This window comes from Micromonospora sp. CV4, assembly GCF_003667455.1.
GTDB lineage: Bacteria > Actinomycetota > Actinomycetes > Mycobacteriales > Micromonosporaceae > Micromonospora.
The window spans coordinates 76,002-94,108 of the sequence record NZ_RCVI01000261.1 but is presented as its reverse complement, the minus strand read 5'-3'; the positions used below and the strand labels follow the sequence as shown (position 1 = coordinate 94,108).

Here is an 18,107-nt window from a genome sequence, read left to right as displayed (position 1 = left end):
GTGCCCGCGCCGCCGCTCCGGGCCCCGCCGGCAGCGGTGGTCCGGCCGCCGGTGGCCCCGACGGCCAGCTCCGGTGCCGCCGCGCCCATCCGCTGGCGCAGCGTGGACAGGGCCCGGGAGGTCTGGCTCTTCACGGTGCCCGGGGAGATGTTCAGCATCGCGGCGGTCTGCGCCTCCGACATGTCCTCGTAGTAGCGCAGCACCAGGACCGCCCGCTGCCGGTTGGGCAGCTCCCTGAGGTGCCGCCACAGCAGGTCGCGGTCCAGCTGCTGTTCGATCTCGTCGACACCGGCACGCTCGGGCAGCACCTCGGTGGGGCGCTCACCGTGCCAGCGTCGCCGCCACCAGCTCGTCGACGTGTTGACCATCACGCGCCGCGCGTACGGCTCGACCGCCTCGATCCCCCCGAGCCGCTTCCACGCCAGATAGGTCTTGGTCAGCGCCGTCTGGAGCAGGTCCTCGGCCGTGGCCCAGTCGCCGGCGAGCAGATACGCGGTACGCAGCAGGGCGGCGGAGCGGGCCGCGACGAATTCGCGGAACTCCTCCTCCAACGGGTCCCTGCTCGCCACCGCGCACCTCCGCACCCCAGCCGTCCTGGCAGAGTGCCACGTCAGAGGCCGTCTGGTCCATGACGAAAGGTGCGCACTTGGTCCGATGTTCGGACGAAAACTTTCACGCCCCGTCGTCGGCCTTGGCCTCGTCGGCTTCCTTGCCCAGCCGGGCCTCGACCGCCTGCGGCTCGTACATCTCTTCGACCACTCGCAGGTAGAGCTCGTTCGGGTTGGGCAGGTTCTTGATCTCGCGCAGCGCCTGCTCCTGGCCGGCGGACTCCAGCACGAAGGTGCCGTAGTTGAGCGCCCGGCCGCTGGGCGTCTGCTCGTATTTCATGTCGGTGACCCGCACCAGCGGCATCATGGCCACCCGGCGGGTGATGATGCCGTTGACGACCATGACCCGCTTGTTGGTCAGGATGAACCGGTCGTACCACCAGTCGGCGACCTTCCACGCCACCCAGCCCATGACCGCGAACCAGAGCAGCACGGCGACGGTGGTCAGCGCGCCGACGTTCTGACCGGCGAGGAAGCCGGAGAGATAGCCGAGCACGAAGGTCGCCGCGATGCCGACCAGCAGCGGGGTGGTGAGGTGGATCCAGTGCCGCTTCCACTCACCCCGGTAGCGCTCCGTGGGGAAGAGGTAGCGGGCGACCAGCGAGCTGGGCTCGTCCTCCAGTGGCAGCACGCGCCGGGGGGGCGCGCCGGTCGCGTCGGCGCGCAACCCGGCGAGCTCGTCCTCGGAGATCTGCGGCGGCTGGTAGCCGGCCTCCGGATCACGGATCCAGGCCCGACCGGAACGACCCTCGCCGGCGTAGCCGGGCCCGTCGCCGTAGCCGACGTCGTCCGATAGGGACGGACCGTCGGACAGGCCGGGGCCGGCGCCATAGCCCGGGCCGTCATCGGGCCCGATCCGTGGGATCGGCTCGGTGTCGCGCTCGCGGCGCTCCCGGTCGGGGTCGTCCGGGTCGAAGGGTGGACCGGAGGGGCTGCCCATTGAACGGTTAGGCGACGAGGCTGGTGAAGAAGTCGCCGAACCCCTGGGCGATGTCGACGATCCCGCCGCCGAGCGACTTGAACACATCCGCCGCGGAGTTTGGCCGGTAGGCGACGAAGAAGATCAAGAATGCGATTCCGGCCCAGGTGAGGACCTTCTTGACCATGGCGGGCCATCCTCTCGCGCGGCGCCGGGTCCCATTACCGCAGCGGCACCCAGAGTATCAGTGTGGTGTCGTACAGTGAATATCTGCGACCGTTCTCCGTCAATCCGGGAGAGGTGTCAAGCTCTCCCGGGTAGGTACGGGGACGGTGCGCCGTACACGAGCTCGGGCGGAGTCCACTCGGTCAGGTCGTGTAGCACGACATCTTCCGCGAGCAGGTGTCCCGCACTCGCCGGCCAGGCTATCGCATGCAGCCACATTCCCCGAGCCTCGCCGGCGTACGCGCTTCGATCCGTCGGTGAATTCACCAACCACAGTGGAGTAGGGTGTCCGCCGACCCGGATCCTGGCCTGCCCGACGTGCTCGGGGTGGCCCGGCCCAGGGTCGGTCAACGCGTCGGCCAGTTCCGGTCCCGGGTCCGGGCCGGCCAGCCCCGCCAGCCGGGTGCCCAGGCCGACGCCCGGCTCCTCGGCCACGAAGACCAGGTCGGCCGGGCCGCCTCCGAGCGGCGCCGGGCCCGCGCAGGCCACCGCTGTCGCCCGCACGCCGGTGCGGTCGTCCCCGGCGTACGCGACGCCGGTGAGGGTCCAGCCGGGCGGCAGCGGCCACGGGCACCACAGCGGTGTGCCGGGTGGATCCCCGGTCGCGGTGATCCGGTCCACCACGCTCGCCACGATCTCCGCTCCGATGTGCTCGGGCACGTGCAGCGGTGGCACCGGGCCACAGTGCAGGCACCTCGATTCGGTGTGCATCAGATCCGGTGCCCGTACCGGGCCCCCGCATCTCGGACAACTCACCGCGACACTCACATCCTTACCGTCGCCCCGGACCGGCGGCGCGTCAAGCCGGAACGTCCGATTCGGCATCCCGGGCGTGCTCAGCCCGGCGGCGGCCCGGCGTGGGTGCGGATCCAGGCGTGCATGGCGATGCCGCTGGCCACGCCCGCGTTGATCGACCTCGTGGAGCCGTACTGGGCGATGGAGTAGAGCTGGTCGCAGGCCGCGCGGGCCGGTTCGGAGAGACCGGGCCCCTCCTGGCCGAACAGCAGCACGCACTCCCGCGGCAAGGTTCCGGTCTCCAGTGGGCGCGAGCCCGGCAGGTTGTCGATGCCGAACACCGGCAGGCCCTCCCCGGCGGCCCAGCCGACGAACTCCTCGATCGTCTCGTGGTACCGGACGTGCTGGTAACGATCGGTCACCATCGCGCCGCGCCGGTTCCACCGTCGCCGTCCGACGATGTGCACCTCGGCGGCGAGGAAGGCGTTCGCATTGCGAACCACCGTGCCGATGTTGAAGTCGTGCTGCCAGTTCTCGATGGCGACGTGGAACCCGTGCCGGTGCCGGTCCAGATCGGCGACGATGGCCTCGTGCCGCCAGTAGCGATAGCGGTCGGCCACGTTGCGCCGGTCTCCCTCGGCCAGCAACTGCGGGTCGTAGCGCGGGTCGTCCGGCAGATCCCCCGGCCAGGGGCCCACGCCCACCTCAAGCTGCTCGTCGGTCACGGTCATCAGAGAGTACGGACCCGTCCGGCGCTCGCCGCCGACGGCCTGCCCGCCGGTTCAGCCGAGCCCCAGCGCGGCGCCGAGCCGGTCCAGGAAGCGCCGGTCGGCCGGGCTGGCCGGCAGGCTCGGTGACGGCCCGCCGGGGGTGGGCACCGCCCGGCAGACCCGGGCCGCGACCGACTGCACCCACTGGCGGTACGCGGCCGAGTCGGCGGGGTCGGCGCGCCGGCGCAGGATCCGGACCGCCGCCCGACAGGCGGCCAGGAGGTCCACCAGGTCGGTGAGGCGTTCGGTGGCGGGCTGGGCGCCGTCGTGGCGGGCGTAGATCGCGGCGACCACCGCGCGGACCAGATCGCTGTCGAACGCCCGGCCGGCGGCCACCGCGTCCAGGCCGGCCAGGCCCGCCATGACCCCCCGGGCCGGTCGGCCGGGGCCCGGAGCGGCGGCGGCCACGAGAACCCGACCCGGCAGGCTGGTGAGCAGGTCCCACTCGGCGGCGGAGTAGACGGCGGTGGTCAAGGGTGCGGCTCGGCGACCGGCAGAGGGCGGCTCTCCGGCGACGGAGTGGCTCATCGGAACCTCCGGCGCCAGCATATGCCCCGAAACGGGAATAGGGCCCCTTCCCCATCAGAAGCTGCGGTGGGGAAGGAGCCCGGCCCCGTCGGCGGTCGACCCGCCGCGGTGTTCAGCGCGGCTCGGGGAAGCTGGGCCGCTCCGGGTCGACTCCCTCTCCGGCGGCGCTGGCCGCGTACTCCCGCTTGGGGACCATGACCTTGCGGCGGAAGACGCAGACCATGGTGCCGTCCTGGTTGTAACCCCGGGTCTCCACCGACACCACGCCCCGGTCGGGCTTGGATCCGGACTCCCGCTTGTCCAGCACCGCCGTCTCGCCGTAGATGGTGTCGCCGTGGAAGGTGGGAGCCACATGCCGGAGCGACTCGACCTCCAGGTTGGCGATCGCCTTGCCGCTGACATCCGGCACCGACATGCCGAGCAGCAGCGAGTAGATGTAGTTGCCCACGACGACGTTGCGCTTGAACTGGCTGGCCATCTCGGCGTAGTGCGCGTCCATGTGCAGCGGGTGGTGGTTCATGGTGAGCAGGCAGAAGAGGTGGTCGTCGTACTCGGTGACGGTCTTGCCCGGCCAGTGCCGGTAGACCGCGCCGACCTCGAACTCCTCGTAGTAACGGCCGAACTGCATCCTGGTCCCCTTCGACGGGCGGCGATGGAGTTCGGCACAGCATGCCTTACCGGTGGTTAAGGCGACCGCCGGGGCGCGACCTCGGCGGAAAAGTCACACCGGTCACTCGCTCGGGGGGAGACGCAATGAGCGGCGGGGCCCTCCCCGGCACCCGCCGCCCACGCTCTGATGCGGAGAATTCTGCCCTACGGAAGCGTAGGTTCAACAGAGACCGGCGTCACATTTATCTTTTTGTAACACTACTATGAGTAATCAGAACCGGGTTGATCAGCGATCACTGCAGGCCGGATACGTCCTTGTCAAGGGGCAAGTTACCGATTCGTAGCGCTCGATCGAGTCGATCTCCCTGGAAACGCTCCCATCACGGCAGGTCACGCAAGTGCGTCATGCACTTGCGTTCCGCAGGTCGGGACGCACAGACGCGAGTCGATGACCCTGGGTGCCCGCGAGCAGCCCGCAGCACGTTTCGTGCCCGACCCCCCGGGAATTCGATACGGTCAGCCCTGGTTCTAAGCGACGTAGACAAACCGCGGTGATCGGAGAGTGCAATGGCAACCGTTGAGCTGACCTCGACGAACTTCGACGAGGTGACCGGCAACGACGGCATCGTCCTGGTCGACTTCTGGGCCGACTGGTGTGGTCCGTGCAAGCGGTTCGCCCCGGTCTACGAGCGCTCCTCGGAGAAGCACCAGAACATCGTCTTCGGCAAGGTCGACACCGAGGCGCAGCAGGAACTGGGCGCCAAGTTCGACATCCGGTCGATCCCCACGATCATGGCGATCCGTGACGGCGTCATCGTCTTCGCCCAGCCCGGCGCGCTCCCGGAGTCCGCGCTGGAGAACCTGATCGAGCAGGTCGAGGCGCTGGACATGGACGACGTTCGTAAGCAGCTGGCCGAGCACAACCACTGAGTCGTCCACACGACGACACGCGAAGGCCGGGCCCGGTACGGGCCCGGCCTTCGTCGTACCCCCGGAAGCACCCGCATGATCACCTTCCTGGGCAGGTCGAACTGCCCGTCGGTGGGACCCGACGCGGCCGGTACATCCCGTATCGTCACGACCCGATGGAAACCCTGACCACCCGCGGGCGCGTCACCCGGCTCGGCGCGACCGCCCTCGGCCTCGCCCTGCTGGTCGCTGGCACCTTCTGGGGCAGCGACGACGACTTCCCGTTCGGCCCATTCCGGATGTACTCCACCTCGAACCCGGCGAACGCGCCCGCTCCCGACACCCGCGTCGAGGGAGTGAACAGCGCCGGGAACGTGATCGACCTCGACCAGAACGCGACCGGCATCCGCCGCGCCGAGATCGAGGGCCAGCAGGCCCGGTACGCCGCCGACCCGACGCTGCTCACCGAGGTCGCCGACGCGTACGCCGAACGCCACCCGGACGCCCCCGCGCTGGTCGAGGTCCGCATCGTGATCCGGTGGCACGGCATCCGCGCCGGCCGGCCGACCGGGCAGCACGTCGATGAGACCGTCGTCCGCTGGCAGGCACCCCGATGACCCGCTGGCTGACCGAGGCGGTGCCGCGCGGCCGCATCGCCGCCTTCCGAACCGTGATCTACCTCTTCGTCGCCGCCGATCTGGTCATCTTCACCCCCTGGGTACGCACCCGGGTCAGCGTGCCCGGCGATCTCTACCAACCGCTGCTGATCGGCCGCCTGCTCCACCTGCCGACGCCGACAGCGGCGCTGGTGGCAGTGATCTTCTGGTCGTTGCTGGTGCTCGCGCTCCTCGCCGCGACCGGACGGGCACCCCGACTGCTCGGCTGGACGGTCTGCGCGCTGTACCTGGAGTGGATGATCATCGCGATGAGCTACGGAAAGGTCGACCACGACCGGTTCGGGCTGCTCGTCGCGCTGGCCGTCCTACCGACCGCCGGCCGCGCCCGGCACGGCGACACCACCCGTACCGAGGCCGGCGGCTGGGCCCTACGAGTCACCCAGATCGCGGTGATCTGCACGTACTTCCTCGCCGCCTTCGCCAAGCTGCGCTTCGGCGGGCTGGACTGGCTGACCGGCTCGGTCCTGGCCCGGGCGATCATCCGGCGCGGCACCGACCTGGCGGACCTCATCGCCCAGGTGCCGTACCTGCTGATCGTCGCCCAGTTCGGCATCGTGGCGTTCGAGCTGCTCAGCCCGGTGGTCTTCTTCCTGCCACCCCGCTGGCGACTGGCCATGGTCGGCTTCTTCTACTCGTTCCACGCGGTCACCATCGCGACCATCACCATCTCGTTCGCGCCGCACCTGGCCGCCATGACCAGCTTCCTGCCGTTGGAGCGGGTCCGCCCGCTGCTCTGGGCCCGCCGCCTCGCCGGCCGCGAACCTCCCAGGTCAACGACGGACGCCCCGGCGTACGCCGACACTCCGACAGAGGCTGACGCGGGCCGGGCGACGCTCGACGATCAGGCTCCGGTGGTTGGGCGACCGGCCGGGCCGTAGAGCCGCTCCCGGGCCTCCTGCGGGAGGGAACAGGCCGCCGTGCCGCCCGGCAGACGATGCCGGTTGCGCGCCACCCAGCGGTACACGGGCCAGGCCGCCGCGCGGGCCGGCGGAAACCGCAGGCCGGCCCCGGCGACCCGCCAGAACGGGCCGCTCGCGGCGAGCAGCTTCGCGATGGCGTCCGGCCCGGCGGCGCGGGAGCCGTCCGCGCCGACCCACTGCACGGCCTCCTCGCACTCGGCGGCCGTGAGGCCGAGCGCGTCGAGATCGGCGAACTGCCAGGGCACCACCTGCGCGGCGGTGGGAATCCGGCGTTCGATGAACTCCGCACAGGTCGTGCAGAACGCGCAGTCCCCGTCGTAGACGAAGGTCGACGTCTTCATGCTGTCCATCCTCCCCCGCCGGACCGACGATCAGTCACGGGTGTCCGGCGAGTCACTTGCGCTTCGCTCGTACACGTGTTCGAATAGTGTCCATGCGCTGGGACAACCTCACCGCTCCCCCGGTTGAGGGAGACCCCGAGCGGGCAGCGCCAGCGACGCCACCCCTGCCGCTGGCGCTGCCCGGCGCCGTTGCCCGCACCTTCGACACCCCCGAGTTCGCCGGGATGACCTTCTACGAGGTGCAGGCCAAGTCCATCATCAACCGCGTGCCCGGGCAGTCCCGCGTCCCGTTCGAGTGGACGATCAACCCGTACCGGGGCTGCTCTCATGCATGCCGCTATTGCTTCGCGAGAAACACCCACACTTATCTCGACCTCGACGCCGGGGCGGACTTCGACCGGAAGGTGATCGTCAAGGTCAACGCCGGCGAGCTGGTCCGGCGGGAGCTGGCCGCGCCGAGATGGCGGGGCGCGCACGTGGCGATGGGCACCAACGTGGACTGCTACCAGCGCGCCGAGGGCCGCTACCGGCTGATGCCGCAGATCATCGCGGCCCTACGGGACTTCGCCAACCCGTTCTCGATCCTGACCAAGGGCACGCTGATCCTGCGGGACCTGCCCCTGCTGCGCGAGGCCGCCGAGGTGACCAGGGTCGGCATCTCCTTCTCGGTGGGCTTCGTCGACGAGCAGCTGTGGCGCACCGTCGAGCCGGGCACGCCGCACCCACGCCGCCGGCTGGACGCGGTCCGGGCGCTCGCCGACGCAGGCTTTCCCGTCGGAGTGCTGATGGCCCCGATCCTGCCCGGTCTCAGCGACAGCGACGAGTCCATCGACGCGACGGTGTCGGCGATCGCCGCCGCCGGGGCGAGCAGCGTGACGCCGCTGGCCCTGCACCTACGTCCCGGCGCCCGGGAGTGGTACGCCGGCTGGCTGGCCCGGGAGTACCCGCACCTCGTGCCCCGCTACCGCGAGCTCTACCGGGCCGGCTCCTACGCGCCGCAGCCGTACCAGCGGGAGCTGACCGCGCGGGTGCGGATCGCGGCCCGCCGGCACGGGCTGCACCGTGGTGAGCAGGGCGACAACCGCAGCCTGCCCGAGCCACCGCCACCGCCGGCCGCCGAGCAGCTGACCCTGCTGTAGGGCGGGGGCGGGGCTACAGTCGGCGGGTGCGTACCGCTCAGCAGATCCTCGCCGACTCCGCCGTGATCGCCGTCGTGGGCGCGTCCCGCGACCCCAGCAAGGCCGCGCACGGCGTGCCGTTGCAGATGCAGCAGTACGGCTGGCGGATCATCCCGGTCAACCCCACCGTCGACGAGCTCTTCGGTGAGCGGGCCTACCCGACGCTGGCCGACATCCCCCACCCGGTCGACCTGGTCGACGTGTTCCGGCCGGCGGCCGACGCCGTGCAGGTGGTCCGGGACGCGGCGGCGATCGGCGCCCCGGCCGTCTGGTTGCAGCTGGGCATCGTCTCGGCCGAGGCGCGCCGGATCGCCGAGGAGGCCGGCATGGACTACGTCGAGGACCGCTGCCTCATCGTCGAACGCGCCGCCGCCAACCTGACCCGCCCAGCCTGACCCCGCGCCAGCCGTAGCCCCCGTCGATCATGGAGTCGTGGTGCCGGATTCGGGGCGCTTCACCGCGTTCGTCGCCCACCACAACTTCATGATCGACGGGGCGAGGGCGTGCCGCGGGCTTGGGGTTAGAGCTTGTACTCCTTGAGGAGGCCGCGGGAGATGATGGTCTTCTGGATCTCGGAGGTGCCCTCGCCGATGAGCAGGAAGGGGGCCTCGCGCATCAGCCGCTCGATCTCGTACTCCTTGGAGTAGCCGTAGCCGCCGTGGATGCGGAACGCCTCCTGCACGACCTCGGCGCAGTATTCCGAGGCGAGCAGCTTGGCCATGCCGGCCTCGACGTCGTTGCGCTGGCCGGCGTCCTTGAGTCGGGCGGCGTTGACCATGAGGGCGTGTGCGGCCTCGATCTTCGTGCCCATCTCGGCGAGCTTGAAGGCGATGGCCTGGTGCTTGGCGAGGGGCTGGCCGAAGGTCTTGCGCTGCTGGGCGTAGCTGACCGCCAGCTCGAAGGCCCGGATGGAGATGCCGCAGGCGCGGGCGGCCACGTTGACCCGGCCGACCTCGATGCCGTCCATCATCTGGTAGAAGCCCCGGCCCAGCTTGTCGGCGCCGCCGAGGATCGCCGAGTCGGGCACGGTCACCCCGTCGAGCACCATCTCGGTGGTCTCGACGCCCTTGTAACCCATCTTGTCGATCTTGCCGGGGATGGTCAGCCCGGGTGCGGTTTCGCCGAAGCCCGGCTCCTTCTCCAGCAGGAAGGTGCTCATGTTGCCGTACACCGACTCGGCGCCGGTGTCGGTCTTGACCAGGGTGGCCACCACGGAGGAGTACGCCCCGTTGGTCAGCCACATCTTCTGCCCGTTGAGCACGTACCGGTCGCCGTCACGGACGGCCCGGGACTTGATGGCCGAGACGTCGGAGCCGGTCTCCGGCTCGGACATGGAGAACGCGCCGCGTACCTCGCCGGTGGCCATCTTCGGCAGCAGGCGCGCCTTCTGCTCGGCCGAGCCGTGCTGAGAGATCAGGTACGCCACGATGAAGTGGGTGTTGACGATGCCGGAGATCGACATCCAGCCTCGGGACAGCTGCTCCACCACCAGCGCGTAGGTGAGCAGCGACTCGCCGAGGCCGCCGTACTCCTCGTCGATGGTGAGGCCGAACAGCCCCATCTCGCGCATCCCGTCGAGGATGTCGGTGGGGTATTCGTCGGCGTGCTCCAGCCGCTGAGCGTGCGGGATGATCTCCTTGTCGGCGAACTCCCGGACGGTCTCCAGGATCGACCGCTGTACATCGGTCAGGCCGGGCGTCTGGGCGAGTCGAGCCATCTCAGCCTCCGGGGATCAGCGCACTACTCATGGGTAACTGAACGCTGGGTCAGTATCGGTCTCCGGAGCCGGCGAGGCCAAGGTGACCAGTCCACACAACCGCTGTGAAAAGGTTCACCGCTGCGGGTAGCGTCCGGCAAGAGGGACTTTTCCGGCACCGGCAGGAGGAGGACAGCCGTGAGCTACCCGCCGCCGTCGGGACCACCCGGAGACGAGCAGCCGCCGTCACCCTACGAGCCACCGCGGGACCAGTCGCCGTACGCGCCGCCGCCGCCCGGCCAGTCGCCGTACGCGCCGCCGCCGGACCAGTCGGCCTTCGGGCCGCCCGAGCGCTCGCCGTACGGGCCACCGGCGGACGACCCGTCGCCGTACGAGCAGCAGAGGCCGCACCAGCCGGCGCACTGGGGGCAACAGCCGCCGTACCCGCCGCAGGGCCCCTACGGGCAGTACGGCCCTCCCTCGTCGGGACCGGGTCGGGGCACCAACGTGCTGGCGATCCTGTCGCTGGTGTTCGCCTTCGTGTTCCCCCCGGCCGGCGCGGTGCTCGGCCATGTGGCCAAGCGGCAGATCCGCACCAGCGGCGAGGAGGGCGACCAGCTCGCCACCTGGGGCCTGATCCTCGGCTACGTCTTCACCGGGCTCACCCTGCTGGCCTGCTGTGGCTGGCTGGCCCTGATCCTCATCGGCAACACCGGCGACAGCGGCGGCTACTGAACGACGGTGGAAGCCCTCCACCGTGGACCTGACCGGTCAGCGGAACCGGGCCTCGCGGACGCTGTTACCGCCGTCCACCACCAGCATCTGCCCGGTGATGTACGAGGCGGCCGGCGAGCAGAGGAAGCTGATGGCGGCGGCGACCTCGTCCGGGGTGCCGGGTCGGCCGACCGGGGTGCCCAGTCCCTGCTTGATCTCCGCCATTGTGGACGCGGCCGTGTAGATGGTGCCGGGCGCCACCGCGTTCACGGTCACCCCGTCGGCGATCATCTCCATGGCCAGTGCCCTGGTCAGCCCGACCACCCCGGCCTTCGCCGCCGCGTACGCGGCCTCGGTGGGCAGGGCGTTGACCGGGCCGGCGGTGGCCGCGAGGTTGACGATCCGCCCCCAGCCCCGCTCGGCCATCCCACCGATGAACGCACGGCTGCACAGGAAAGCGGTGGTCAGGTTGCGGTCGATCTCGCCACGCCACTCGTCGTAGGTCAGCTGCGCGACCGGTCGCAGCACCTCCGGGCTGGCCCGGCTGGCGAGGCCGGCGTTGTTGACGAGCACCTCGACGTCACCCAACTGCTCGGCGACCGCGTCGGCCAGGGCGCCGACCTCGGACTCGTCGGTCAGGTCCGCCACGAAACCGGTCACGCCCAGCTCGCCGGCCCGCTCGTGGATGCGCCGCGTGGTCGAGACGATGGCCACCCGGGCGCCCAGGTCGCTCAGCCGGCGGGCGGTGGCGTACCCGATGCCGTCCGGACTGCCGGCCCCGGTCACCAGGGCGACCCGCCCGTCGAGCCGCATGGTCACCGGGTCGGCGAGCGCGACCGGCTCGTCCGCGCCGGGGACTCCGGACGGTGTGGCCGCACGGCCGCGCCGGCCGGCGCCCGGGCGGCTGACGTCCCGTCTCGGTCGACTACCGGAACGATCGGCGGCGCGCGCATCCATTGCCATGCCAGGATCCTGCCCGGTCGGACGGGCCCGGGCAACGCGGCACCCGGGAGCGGGGGCATCGGGTTTGGTCGCCGCTGGCTACCCTGACGGCGCACCCGACCTGACGGAGAATCGCATGACCAATCCCCCGCCCCCCGGCGGCTGGCAGGACCCGGCCTCGTCGGGTCAGCAGTTCGGCGATCCCACCCTCGTGGTGGGTGGCCAACCGGTTCCCGCCCAGCCGACGAACCCGTACCCGGCGACCGACCCGTACGCCAGCACCATGCCGCCGGCCCAGGCCGGCCCGTACGGCTACCCGCCGGTCGGCTACCCGGGTTACGGGTACCCGCCGGCGCCGAAGCAGAACGGCCTGGCCATCGCCGCGATGGTCGTCGCGATCATCGGCGCCCTCGGCCTCTGCGGCTACGGCCTCGGCGGCTACATCGGCGCGGTCGGCGCGATCCTCGGCCACGTGTCCCGTAAGCAGATCAGGGAGCGCGGCGAGGGCGGCGAGGGCTTCGCCACCGCCGGCATCATCGTGGGCTGGATCGCCACCGCCCTGGCGGTGCTGGCCACCATCGCTATCGTGATCTTCTTCGTCTGGTTGGCCAACCAGGATCCGTCCAGCTACGACAGCGGCACCTACTGAGTCCGGCGGGCCGCCCCGGTCAGCAACACGGGGCGGCCCGGCCGGTCACTCTGCCGGCGGGGTGAACGACGAGGTACGGCTCATCCCGGCGGCCCGGCCCTTGGCGGCGATCACCAGCGCCATCTTGCGGGACGCCTCGTCGATCATCTCGTCGCCGAGCATCACCGCGCCCAGCCTGCCGCCGGCCTCCGAGGTGTAGTGCTCGTACGCGTCGAGGATCAACTCGGCGTGGTCGTAGTCGGCCTGCGCCGGCTGGTAGACCTCGTTGGCGGCGTCGATCTGACCCGGGTGCAGCACCCACTTGCCGTCGAAGCCCAGCGCCGCCGAACGCTTGGCGACCTCGCGGAACCCGTCCACGTCGCGGATCTGCAGGAACGGGCCGTCGATGGCCTGCTTGTCGTGCATCCGCGCAGCCATCAGGATCCGCATCAGGATGTAGTGGTACGGGTCGCCCGGGTAGTCCGGGATCAACGCGCCGACCACCAGCGACCTCATGTTGATCGAGGCCATGAAGTCGGCCGGGCCGAAGATGATGGTCTCCACCCGGGGGCTGGCGGCGGCGATGGCGTCCACGTTGACCAGGCCGGCCGCGTTCTCGATCTGCGCCTCGATGCCGATCCGTCCGACCTCCAGGCCGAGCGTCTTCTCGATCTGGGTGAGCGTCAGGTCCAGCCACTGCACCTGGGCGGCGCTTTGCACCTTCGGCAGCATGATGCAGTCCAGGTTCGCGCCGGCGCCCTCGACCACCTCGATGACGTCGCGGTACGTCCACGGCGTGGTCAGGTCGTTGACCCGGACCACGCGCGTCTTGCCGGCCCAGTCGCCCTCGTTGAGCGCGGCCACGATGTTCTTGCGCGCATCCGGCTTGGCCAGCGGGGCCACGGCGTCCTCCAGGTCGAGGAAGACCTGGTCGGCCGGGAGTCCCTGGGCCTTGCCGAGCATCTTGACGCTGGAACCCGGTACCGCGAGGCAGGACCGGCGGGGACGACCGACTGCGGCCATGGATGCGCTCCTTCCAGCGTCCGGCGGGCACGCCGACGCCACCTGACGACAGATCCGAGAAACTTAACGATCCCAAAGGGCGTGGTGACGCCACGGTAACCTCGCGCCATGACCGGGGTGAATGGACCTGTGGAAGATCTCACTGGGCGTCGACTGGTGGTGGTGACCGGGGCGAGTTCCGGCATCGGGCTGGCCGCCGCCGTGGACCTGGCGTGCCGTGGCGACCAGGTGGTGCTGGTCGGGCGGGACCCGGCCCGGTTGCAGGCCGCCGCGGAACGGGTACGGGAGACGTCGGGTGAGCGTCCGGAGCTGTTCCGGGCCGACTTCGCGGTGCTCGACGACGTGCGCCGGCTCGCCGAGCGGCTGCGCGAGGCGTACGACCGGATCGACGTGCTGGCCAACAACGCCGGCGCCATCGCGCTCCAGCCGCTCACCACCGTCGACGGTTTCGAGTTGTCGATCCAGGCCAACCACCTGGCCCCGTTCCTGCTGACCAACCTGCTCGCCGACCGGATCGGCCGGATCGTGGTCACCGCCTCCGGCGCGCACCGAAGCGGCGTGCTGGACCCGAACGACCTGAACAGGCCCCTGCGTCGCTATCGGCCGATGGTCGCGTACGGCACCAGCAAGCAGGCGAACATCCTGTTCACCGCCGAGGCGGCCCGGCGCTGGCCGGGCATCCCGGCACACAGCTACCACCCGGGAGTGGTGCGCACCCGGTTCGCCAACGACAGCCGGCTGGTCGCCCTCGGCATGCGGCTCCTTCCGTTCCGCAGCCCGGAGAAGGGCGCCGAGACCCTGGTCTGGCTGGCCAACCAGGACCGGTCCCGACTCGTCGACGGCGGCTACTACCACAACCGGCGACTGCGTCGGCCGTTGCGCAAGGCCAGCGATCCGCAGCTCGCCGCCCGGCTCTGGGCGGCCAGCGCCAAGGCCGTCGGCATCGCCGACTAGGAGGCCGCCGTGCTGACACTCGTCGCGCTCGTCGAGTTCACCGCCGGGGCCGAGGCCGCCGGACAGCGGTACGAGGACGCCGTGCTGGCCCTGCTCGGCCGGCACGGCGGCGGGCTGGAACGACGGCTGCGCGGCACCGACGAGCGGACCGAGGTGCACGTGATCCGCTTCGACGCCCGGACCGGGTACGAGTCGTTCATGGCCGACCCGGAGCGGGTCGCGCTGCGCGCCGACCTCGGCCCGGCCGCGCCGACCACCCGCGTCATCGAGGTGCACGAGGTCTAGGGGGCGCCGTGGGCGCGCCGGCCGAACCGTCGACCGCGCCGGCCAACGCCGCTTGGAGCACCAGCCGCAGATCCGTGTCGTCGCCGGGACCGGCCCGGAGGGAACCGCCACCCACGTTCCTCAGGTCGTCCCGGATTCGCCGGTCAAGGTGGGAGGTCAGTCTTTCAACGGGGCGGCGTCGGCGGGGAGCGGAGTGGGCGGCGGTGTGGCACGGCGGCCGACGCGGGCGCCGCCGAGCACCACCACCGCCACCCCGACCAGCAGCAGCCCCATTCCCAGCAGCGCGTACGGGCGGGGCAGCTGCCCCAGCCACACCCAGCCGAGCAGGGCCGCGCCGGGCACCTCCAGCAGGATCAGCACACTGACCGTGGTCGCCGGGATCTTCTGCAGGGCGTAGTTGAACATCGAGTGGCCGAGCAGTTGTGCGCCGGCCACCAGGGCCAGGATGGCCAGCCAGGTACGCCCGTCGAAGCCGGTCAGCCGGACGCCGCCGAGCAGGCACACCACCAGCAGGATCAGCGCGCAGATCCCGTAGCAGATGGTGGTGTACGTGGTGGTGCTGATGCTGGCCCGGGCCCGCTCACCGAAGGCGGTGTAGATGGCGGCGAACAGGCCACCGGTCAGCGCCAGCAGGTCACCGAGGACGGCCCGCCCGGAGATGCCCACGTCCGCGCCGGTCGCGATGACCGCGCCGCCGACCGCCACCGCGATGCCGATCCAGACCACCGTGGGCAGCCCGCGGCCCTGGGCACGCGCGATCAGTCCCTGCCAGACCGGCTGGGTGGCGACCAGGGCGGTGGCCGTGGCGACCGAGGTGAGCTGCGCGCTCGGCATCCAGGTGGCGAAGTGCGCGGCCAGGGCGACCCCGGAGAGCACGCAGTACAACCCCTCCCGCCGGCCCGCCCGTCCGGCCAGCGCACGGAACTCGGCGCGGCGCCGGGCCAGCGAGAACGGACTCAGCACGGCCACCGCGAGCAGGTTGCGCCAGAACGCGATGGCCAGAGCGGGGGCGGCGGCGTAGGCGATCAACGGCGCGGACGACGACACGGCGACGACGGCCAGGCCGACCGCGCCGGTGGTCAGCGGATCCAGGGGCGGGCGGTGTGAGGAAGGGGGCACGGGAAGCAATCCTCACACGCCTCCGAGCAACACAGAACGTCAGCACTCCGTTACGATCACGCGGGTCCGCGCCGGCGACCCTCGACCGCCCGGAGGCGCTCCCCCATGCCCAGCTACCAGGCGGTGCTGTTCGATTTCTTCGGCACCCTGACCCGTCCGGTCCAGCGCGGCGCCGCGCACCTCGGCACCGCCGAGCTGCTCGGATGCCACAGCGACACGTTGACCGAGGTCCTGGACCGCACCTTCTACGAGCGGGCCACCGGCCGGCTCGGCAACGCGGAGGCGACGTTGCGGTGGGTCTGCGCCCAGGCCGGCGTACACCCCAGCGACCGTGCGGTACGTGCGGCCGTGGCCTCCCGGCACCGCGCGGTCCGCGCGGACACCCGGCTGCGGGCCGACGCGGTGCCCGTGCTGGCGGCGCTGCGCCAGCGCGGCCTGCACACCGGCGTGATCAGCGACTGTACGCACGAACTGCCGGCCTTCCTGCCACAGCTCGCGGTCGCCCCGCTGCTCGACGTGCGGGTGTTCTCGGTGCAGGTCGGACGGTGCAAGCCGGATCCCGCGCTCTACCTGACCGCCTGCCGGCGGCTCGGGCTCGCGCCCGGCGACTGCCTGTACGTCGGTGACGGCGGCAGCCAGGAGTTGACCGGCGCGGAGCGGGCCGGAATGACCGCCGTCCGGCTCGCCGCGCCCGATCTGGCCGAGCACATGGTCTTCAACGCCGACCGGGACTGGCACGGCCGGACGCTCGGCACGCTGCGCGACGTGCTCGACCTCGTCGACGCCGAGACCATCGGCGTGGGGGTCGGCTGACCGGACCGCGGCGGCGGGTCAGCGGCAGCGGGTCAGCGGCGGCGGGTCACCGGCGGCGGGTCACCGGCGGCGGGTCACCGGCGGCGGACCCGGTGCAGGCGGAACGGTTTGCGGGTGGCGCGGACCGCCGGGGTGTCCCGGGGTGGTTCGGCCTGCGCGTCGGCCGGCAGGTCGGCGCCGGACAGCGGCTCACCGCCCGGGGCGAGCCGGTTCACCGCGCAGCCGTCGGCGGCCCACCGGGCCACCAGGTCGGCGGTCGGGCCGGGCGCGTTCAGCCGCTTACCCGCCACCAGCGGCGCGGTGGTGTCCCAGGCCTCGGTGCCCGGCTGCAGCCGGGTCACCCGGGCCGGCCAGGTGACGATCCGGCCACCGTGGTCACCGCGCAGGCTGACCTGCGCCTCCGCCGCGTCGGCCAGCCCGGGCGCGGCCTGCTCGCCCGGCCCGCTGACCACGAACAGCGCGCCCTCCAGCGGTGCGCACCAGAGGGCGAGCGCCGGCCCGCCGGCCACGCTCACCCAGGCCACCGCGGCCTTCTTCATCGCCTCGTCGACCAGTGGCGTGCCCCGGGGGGCATCCTCGTCCGTCACACCCGCATTGTCCCGCATGAGCGCCTCCGCCGGTCAGCCCACGAAGGGTGGCACGGCGATCTCGCCCCGGGCCACCGGCATCACCTGCCCGGCGACCGTCGCACCGACCACCAGTCCGTTCTCCGCGGTGACCGTGCAGGCCAGCGCGGACGGACGGTTGATCTCGACACCCTGGCGCACGGCGTATCGGGACAGCCCTTCCCCGGGCAGCAGGCCGCTGGCCACCAGCCAGACACCGAGACCGAGCGCCGCCGAGCCGGTCGCCGGGTCCTCCGGTACACCGAGGCCGGGGACGAAGACCCGGGCGTGCGCGGTTTGCGCGGTCGGGTCCCAGGAGAAGACGCTGACGTGCGCCACCCCGTACCGCTCCGCCGCCGCCGGGTTCACCCGTGCCCGGGCCACCGACTCCGGCCGCACCGGCAGGTACGGGAACTCCAGCCCGCAGCCGGCCACCCGCGGGGCCGGCCCGATGTGGTCGTCCGGACTCAGCCCGGCGATCTGCAGCAACGGCTCCGGGTCCAGCTCGGGGCCGAGGGTGGGGCTTCCACCGGTGAGGGTGGCCCCGGACGCGGTCACCTCGATCGGCAGCACGCCGGCGCCGCACTCCTGCATGATCTGCCCCACACCGAACATCCCGCGCCGGCTCGCGGTGACCGCGGCGCCGACGCTGGGATGCCCGGCGAACGGCAACTCCTCCACCGGGGTGAAGATCCGAGCCCGGTAGGTGGCGCCCACCTGGGTCGGGGGCAGCACGAACACCGTCTCGGAGAGGTTGAACTCCAGCGCGAGCGCCTGCATCTGCTCGGTGGCCAGCGCCTCCGCGCCGAACACCACGGCCAGCGGGTTGCCGGCGAAAGGGCGGTCGGTGAAGACGTCCACGATCTCGTAGGCCAAGGTCGACATGTTGATAAACACTAGGCGCTTAGG

The 18,107-nt window shown here is 71.6% G+C and carries 24 protein-coding genes; 10 read left to right on the top strand and 14 right to left on the bottom strand.

The genetic code is table 11. The features are described from left to right. The 7 genes from EAD98_RS15580 to EAD98_RS15555 form a co-directional block, all read right to left on the bottom strand. Positions 1-569, bottom strand: a 569-nt coding sequence (locus tag EAD98_RS15580) for a SigE family RNA polymerase sigma factor (RefSeq protein WP_233583838.1), incomplete at its 3' end; no start/stop codon positions are given. A 103-nt stretch (positions 570-672) separates the two neighbouring features. Then, positions 673-1,548 (bottom strand): PH domain-containing protein, encoded by an 876-nt coding sequence (locus tag EAD98_RS15575; protein ID WP_121654774.1) that lies wholly within the window; start codon positions 1,546-1,548, stop codon positions 673-675. Between the two features lie 7 nt (positions 1,549-1,555). Then, positions 1,556-1,714, bottom strand: coding sequence for a hypothetical protein (locus EAD98_RS31265; RefSeq protein WP_165942702.1), 159 nt, complete (start codon positions 1,712-1,714; stop codon positions 1,556-1,558). Positions 1,715-1,830: 116 nt separating this feature from the next. Next, complete coding sequence (locus EAD98_RS15570; RefSeq protein WP_368666159.1) at positions 1,831-2,577, bottom strand: DUF6758 family protein; 747 nt, start codon at positions 2,575-2,577, stop codon at positions 1,831-1,833. An 11-nt stretch (positions 2,578-2,588) separates the two neighbouring features. Next, on the bottom strand, positions 2,589-3,212 hold the full coding sequence (locus EAD98_RS15565) for an RNA methyltransferase (RefSeq protein ID WP_121654783.1): 624 nt from the start codon (positions 3,210-3,212) through the stop codon (positions 2,589-2,591). A gap of 57 nt (positions 3,213-3,269) precedes the next feature. Then, positions 3,270-3,785, bottom strand: a complete 516-nt coding sequence (locus EAD98_RS15560) for a hypothetical protein (RefSeq protein WP_121654782.1) — start codon at positions 3,783-3,785, stop codon at positions 3,270-3,272. A 112-nt stretch (positions 3,786-3,897) separates the two neighbouring features. Beyond that, positions 3,898-4,413 carry a MaoC family dehydratase gene (locus EAD98_RS15555; RefSeq protein ID WP_121654772.1) on the bottom strand — a complete coding sequence of 172 codons (516 nt, stop codon included), beginning with the start codon at positions 4,411-4,413 and terminating at the stop codon, positions 3,898-3,900. Between the two features lie 548 nt (positions 4,414-4,961). Between EAD98_RS15555 and trxA the strand changes: the two genes are divergently transcribed. From trxA to EAD98_RS15540, 3 genes are all read left to right on the top strand, one after another. Further along, positions 4,962-5,324, top strand: coding sequence for a thioredoxin (gene trxA / locus EAD98_RS15550; RefSeq protein ID WP_007455291.1), 363 nt, complete (start codon positions 4,962-4,964; stop codon positions 5,322-5,324). Between the two features lie 155 nt (positions 5,325-5,479). Further along, a complete protein-coding gene (locus tag EAD98_RS15545; protein WP_121654771.1) occupies positions 5,480-5,920 on the top strand; it encodes a hypothetical protein in 441 nt (146 codons plus the stop codon). After that, entirely contained in the window at positions 5,917-6,858 is a 942-nt protein-coding gene (locus EAD98_RS15540; protein WP_121654770.1) for an HTTM domain-containing protein, read from the top strand. The genes EAD98_RS15545 and EAD98_RS15540 overlap by 4 nt, the downstream gene beginning before the upstream one ends. Here the strand turns inward: EAD98_RS15540 and EAD98_RS15535 are convergent. Then, positions 6,822-7,241, bottom strand: a complete 420-nt coding sequence (locus EAD98_RS15535) for a thiol-disulfide oxidoreductase DCC family protein (protein ID WP_121654781.1) — start codon at positions 7,239-7,241, stop codon at positions 6,822-6,824. The two genes, EAD98_RS15540 and EAD98_RS15535, sit on opposite strands and share 37 nt — an antisense overlap. A gap of 92 nt (positions 7,242-7,333) precedes the next feature. Between EAD98_RS15535 and EAD98_RS15530 the strand changes: the two genes are divergently transcribed. Beyond that, a complete protein-coding gene (locus tag EAD98_RS15530; RefSeq protein ID WP_121654769.1) occupies positions 7,334-8,380 on the top strand; it encodes an Rv2578c family radical SAM protein in 1,047 nt (348 codons plus the stop codon). 26 nt (positions 8,381-8,406) lie between these two features. After that, positions 8,407-8,814, top strand: a complete 408-nt coding sequence (locus EAD98_RS15525; protein WP_121654768.1) for a CoA-binding protein — start codon at positions 8,407-8,409, stop codon at positions 8,812-8,814. 125 nt (positions 8,815-8,939) lie between these two features. On the opposite strand, the gene EAD98_RS15520 is transcribed toward EAD98_RS15525, so the two are convergent. Then, a complete protein-coding gene (locus tag EAD98_RS15520) occupies positions 8,940-10,136 on the bottom strand; it encodes an acyl-CoA dehydrogenase family protein (RefSeq protein ID WP_121654767.1) in 1,197 nt (398 codons plus the stop codon). Between the two features lie 177 nt (positions 10,137-10,313). On the opposite strand from EAD98_RS15520, the gene EAD98_RS15515 reads away from it, so the two are divergent. Further along, positions 10,314-10,850, top strand: a complete 537-nt coding sequence (locus EAD98_RS15515) for a DUF4190 domain-containing protein (RefSeq protein WP_121654766.1) — start codon at positions 10,314-10,316, stop codon at positions 10,848-10,850. A gap of 36 nt (positions 10,851-10,886) precedes the next feature. Here EAD98_RS15515 and EAD98_RS15510 read toward each other — a convergent pair whose 3' ends face one another. Further along, positions 10,887-11,792 (bottom strand): SDR family NAD(P)-dependent oxidoreductase, encoded by a 906-nt coding sequence (locus tag EAD98_RS15510; RefSeq protein WP_121654765.1) that lies wholly within the window; start codon positions 11,790-11,792, stop codon positions 10,887-10,889. Between the two features lie 115 nt (positions 11,793-11,907). Between EAD98_RS15510 and EAD98_RS15505 the strand changes: the two genes are divergently transcribed. Beyond that, the gene (locus EAD98_RS15505) at positions 11,908-12,420 is read left to right on the top strand and encodes a DUF4190 domain-containing protein (RefSeq protein ID WP_121654764.1); all 513 of its coding nucleotides are present in this window, start codon (positions 11,908-11,910) and stop codon (positions 12,418-12,420) included. Positions 12,421-12,465: 45 nt separating this feature from the next. Here the strand turns inward: EAD98_RS15505 and EAD98_RS15500 are convergent, their stop codons facing one another. Beyond that, positions 12,466-13,422 (bottom strand): CoA ester lyase, encoded by a 957-nt coding sequence (locus tag EAD98_RS15500; RefSeq protein WP_121654763.1) that lies wholly within the window; start codon positions 13,420-13,422, stop codon positions 12,466-12,468. A gap of 129 nt (positions 13,423-13,551) precedes the next feature. Between EAD98_RS15500 and EAD98_RS15495 the strand changes: the two genes are divergently transcribed. Further along, positions 13,552-14,376 (top strand): SDR family NAD(P)-dependent oxidoreductase, encoded by an 825-nt coding sequence (locus tag EAD98_RS15495; RefSeq protein ID WP_121654762.1) that lies wholly within the window; start codon positions 13,552-13,554, stop codon positions 14,374-14,376. A 9-nt stretch (positions 14,377-14,385) separates the two neighbouring features. Next, on the top strand, positions 14,386-14,661 hold the full coding sequence (locus EAD98_RS15490; RefSeq protein WP_121654761.1) for a hypothetical protein: 276 nt from the start codon (positions 14,386-14,388) through the stop codon (positions 14,659-14,661). A 156-nt stretch (positions 14,662-14,817) separates the two neighbouring features. On the opposite strand, the gene EAD98_RS15485 is transcribed toward EAD98_RS15490, so the two are convergent. Next, on the bottom strand, positions 14,818-15,780 hold the full coding sequence (locus EAD98_RS15485; RefSeq protein ID WP_121654760.1) for a DMT family transporter: 963 nt from the start codon (positions 15,778-15,780) through the stop codon (positions 14,818-14,820). Positions 15,781-15,885: 105 nt separating this feature from the next. Here EAD98_RS15485 and EAD98_RS15480 point away from each other — a divergent pair, with 105 nt between their 5' ends. Continuing rightward, a complete protein-coding gene (locus EAD98_RS15480; protein WP_121654759.1) occupies positions 15,886-16,593 on the top strand; it encodes an HAD family hydrolase in 708 nt (235 codons plus the stop codon). A 74-nt stretch (positions 16,594-16,667) separates the two neighbouring features. On the opposite strand, the gene EAD98_RS15475 is transcribed toward EAD98_RS15480, so the two are convergent. Beyond that, complete coding sequence (locus EAD98_RS15475; RefSeq protein ID WP_121654758.1) at positions 16,668-17,198, bottom strand: hypothetical protein; 531 nt, start codon at positions 17,196-17,198, stop codon at positions 16,668-16,670. 15 nt (positions 17,199-17,213) lie between these two features. Further along, on the bottom strand, positions 17,214-18,083 hold the full coding sequence (locus EAD98_RS15470; protein ID WP_121654757.1) for a PhzF family phenazine biosynthesis protein: 870 nt from the start codon (positions 18,081-18,083) through the stop codon (positions 17,214-17,216). Between the last annotated feature and the right edge of the window lie 24 nt (positions 18,084-18,107).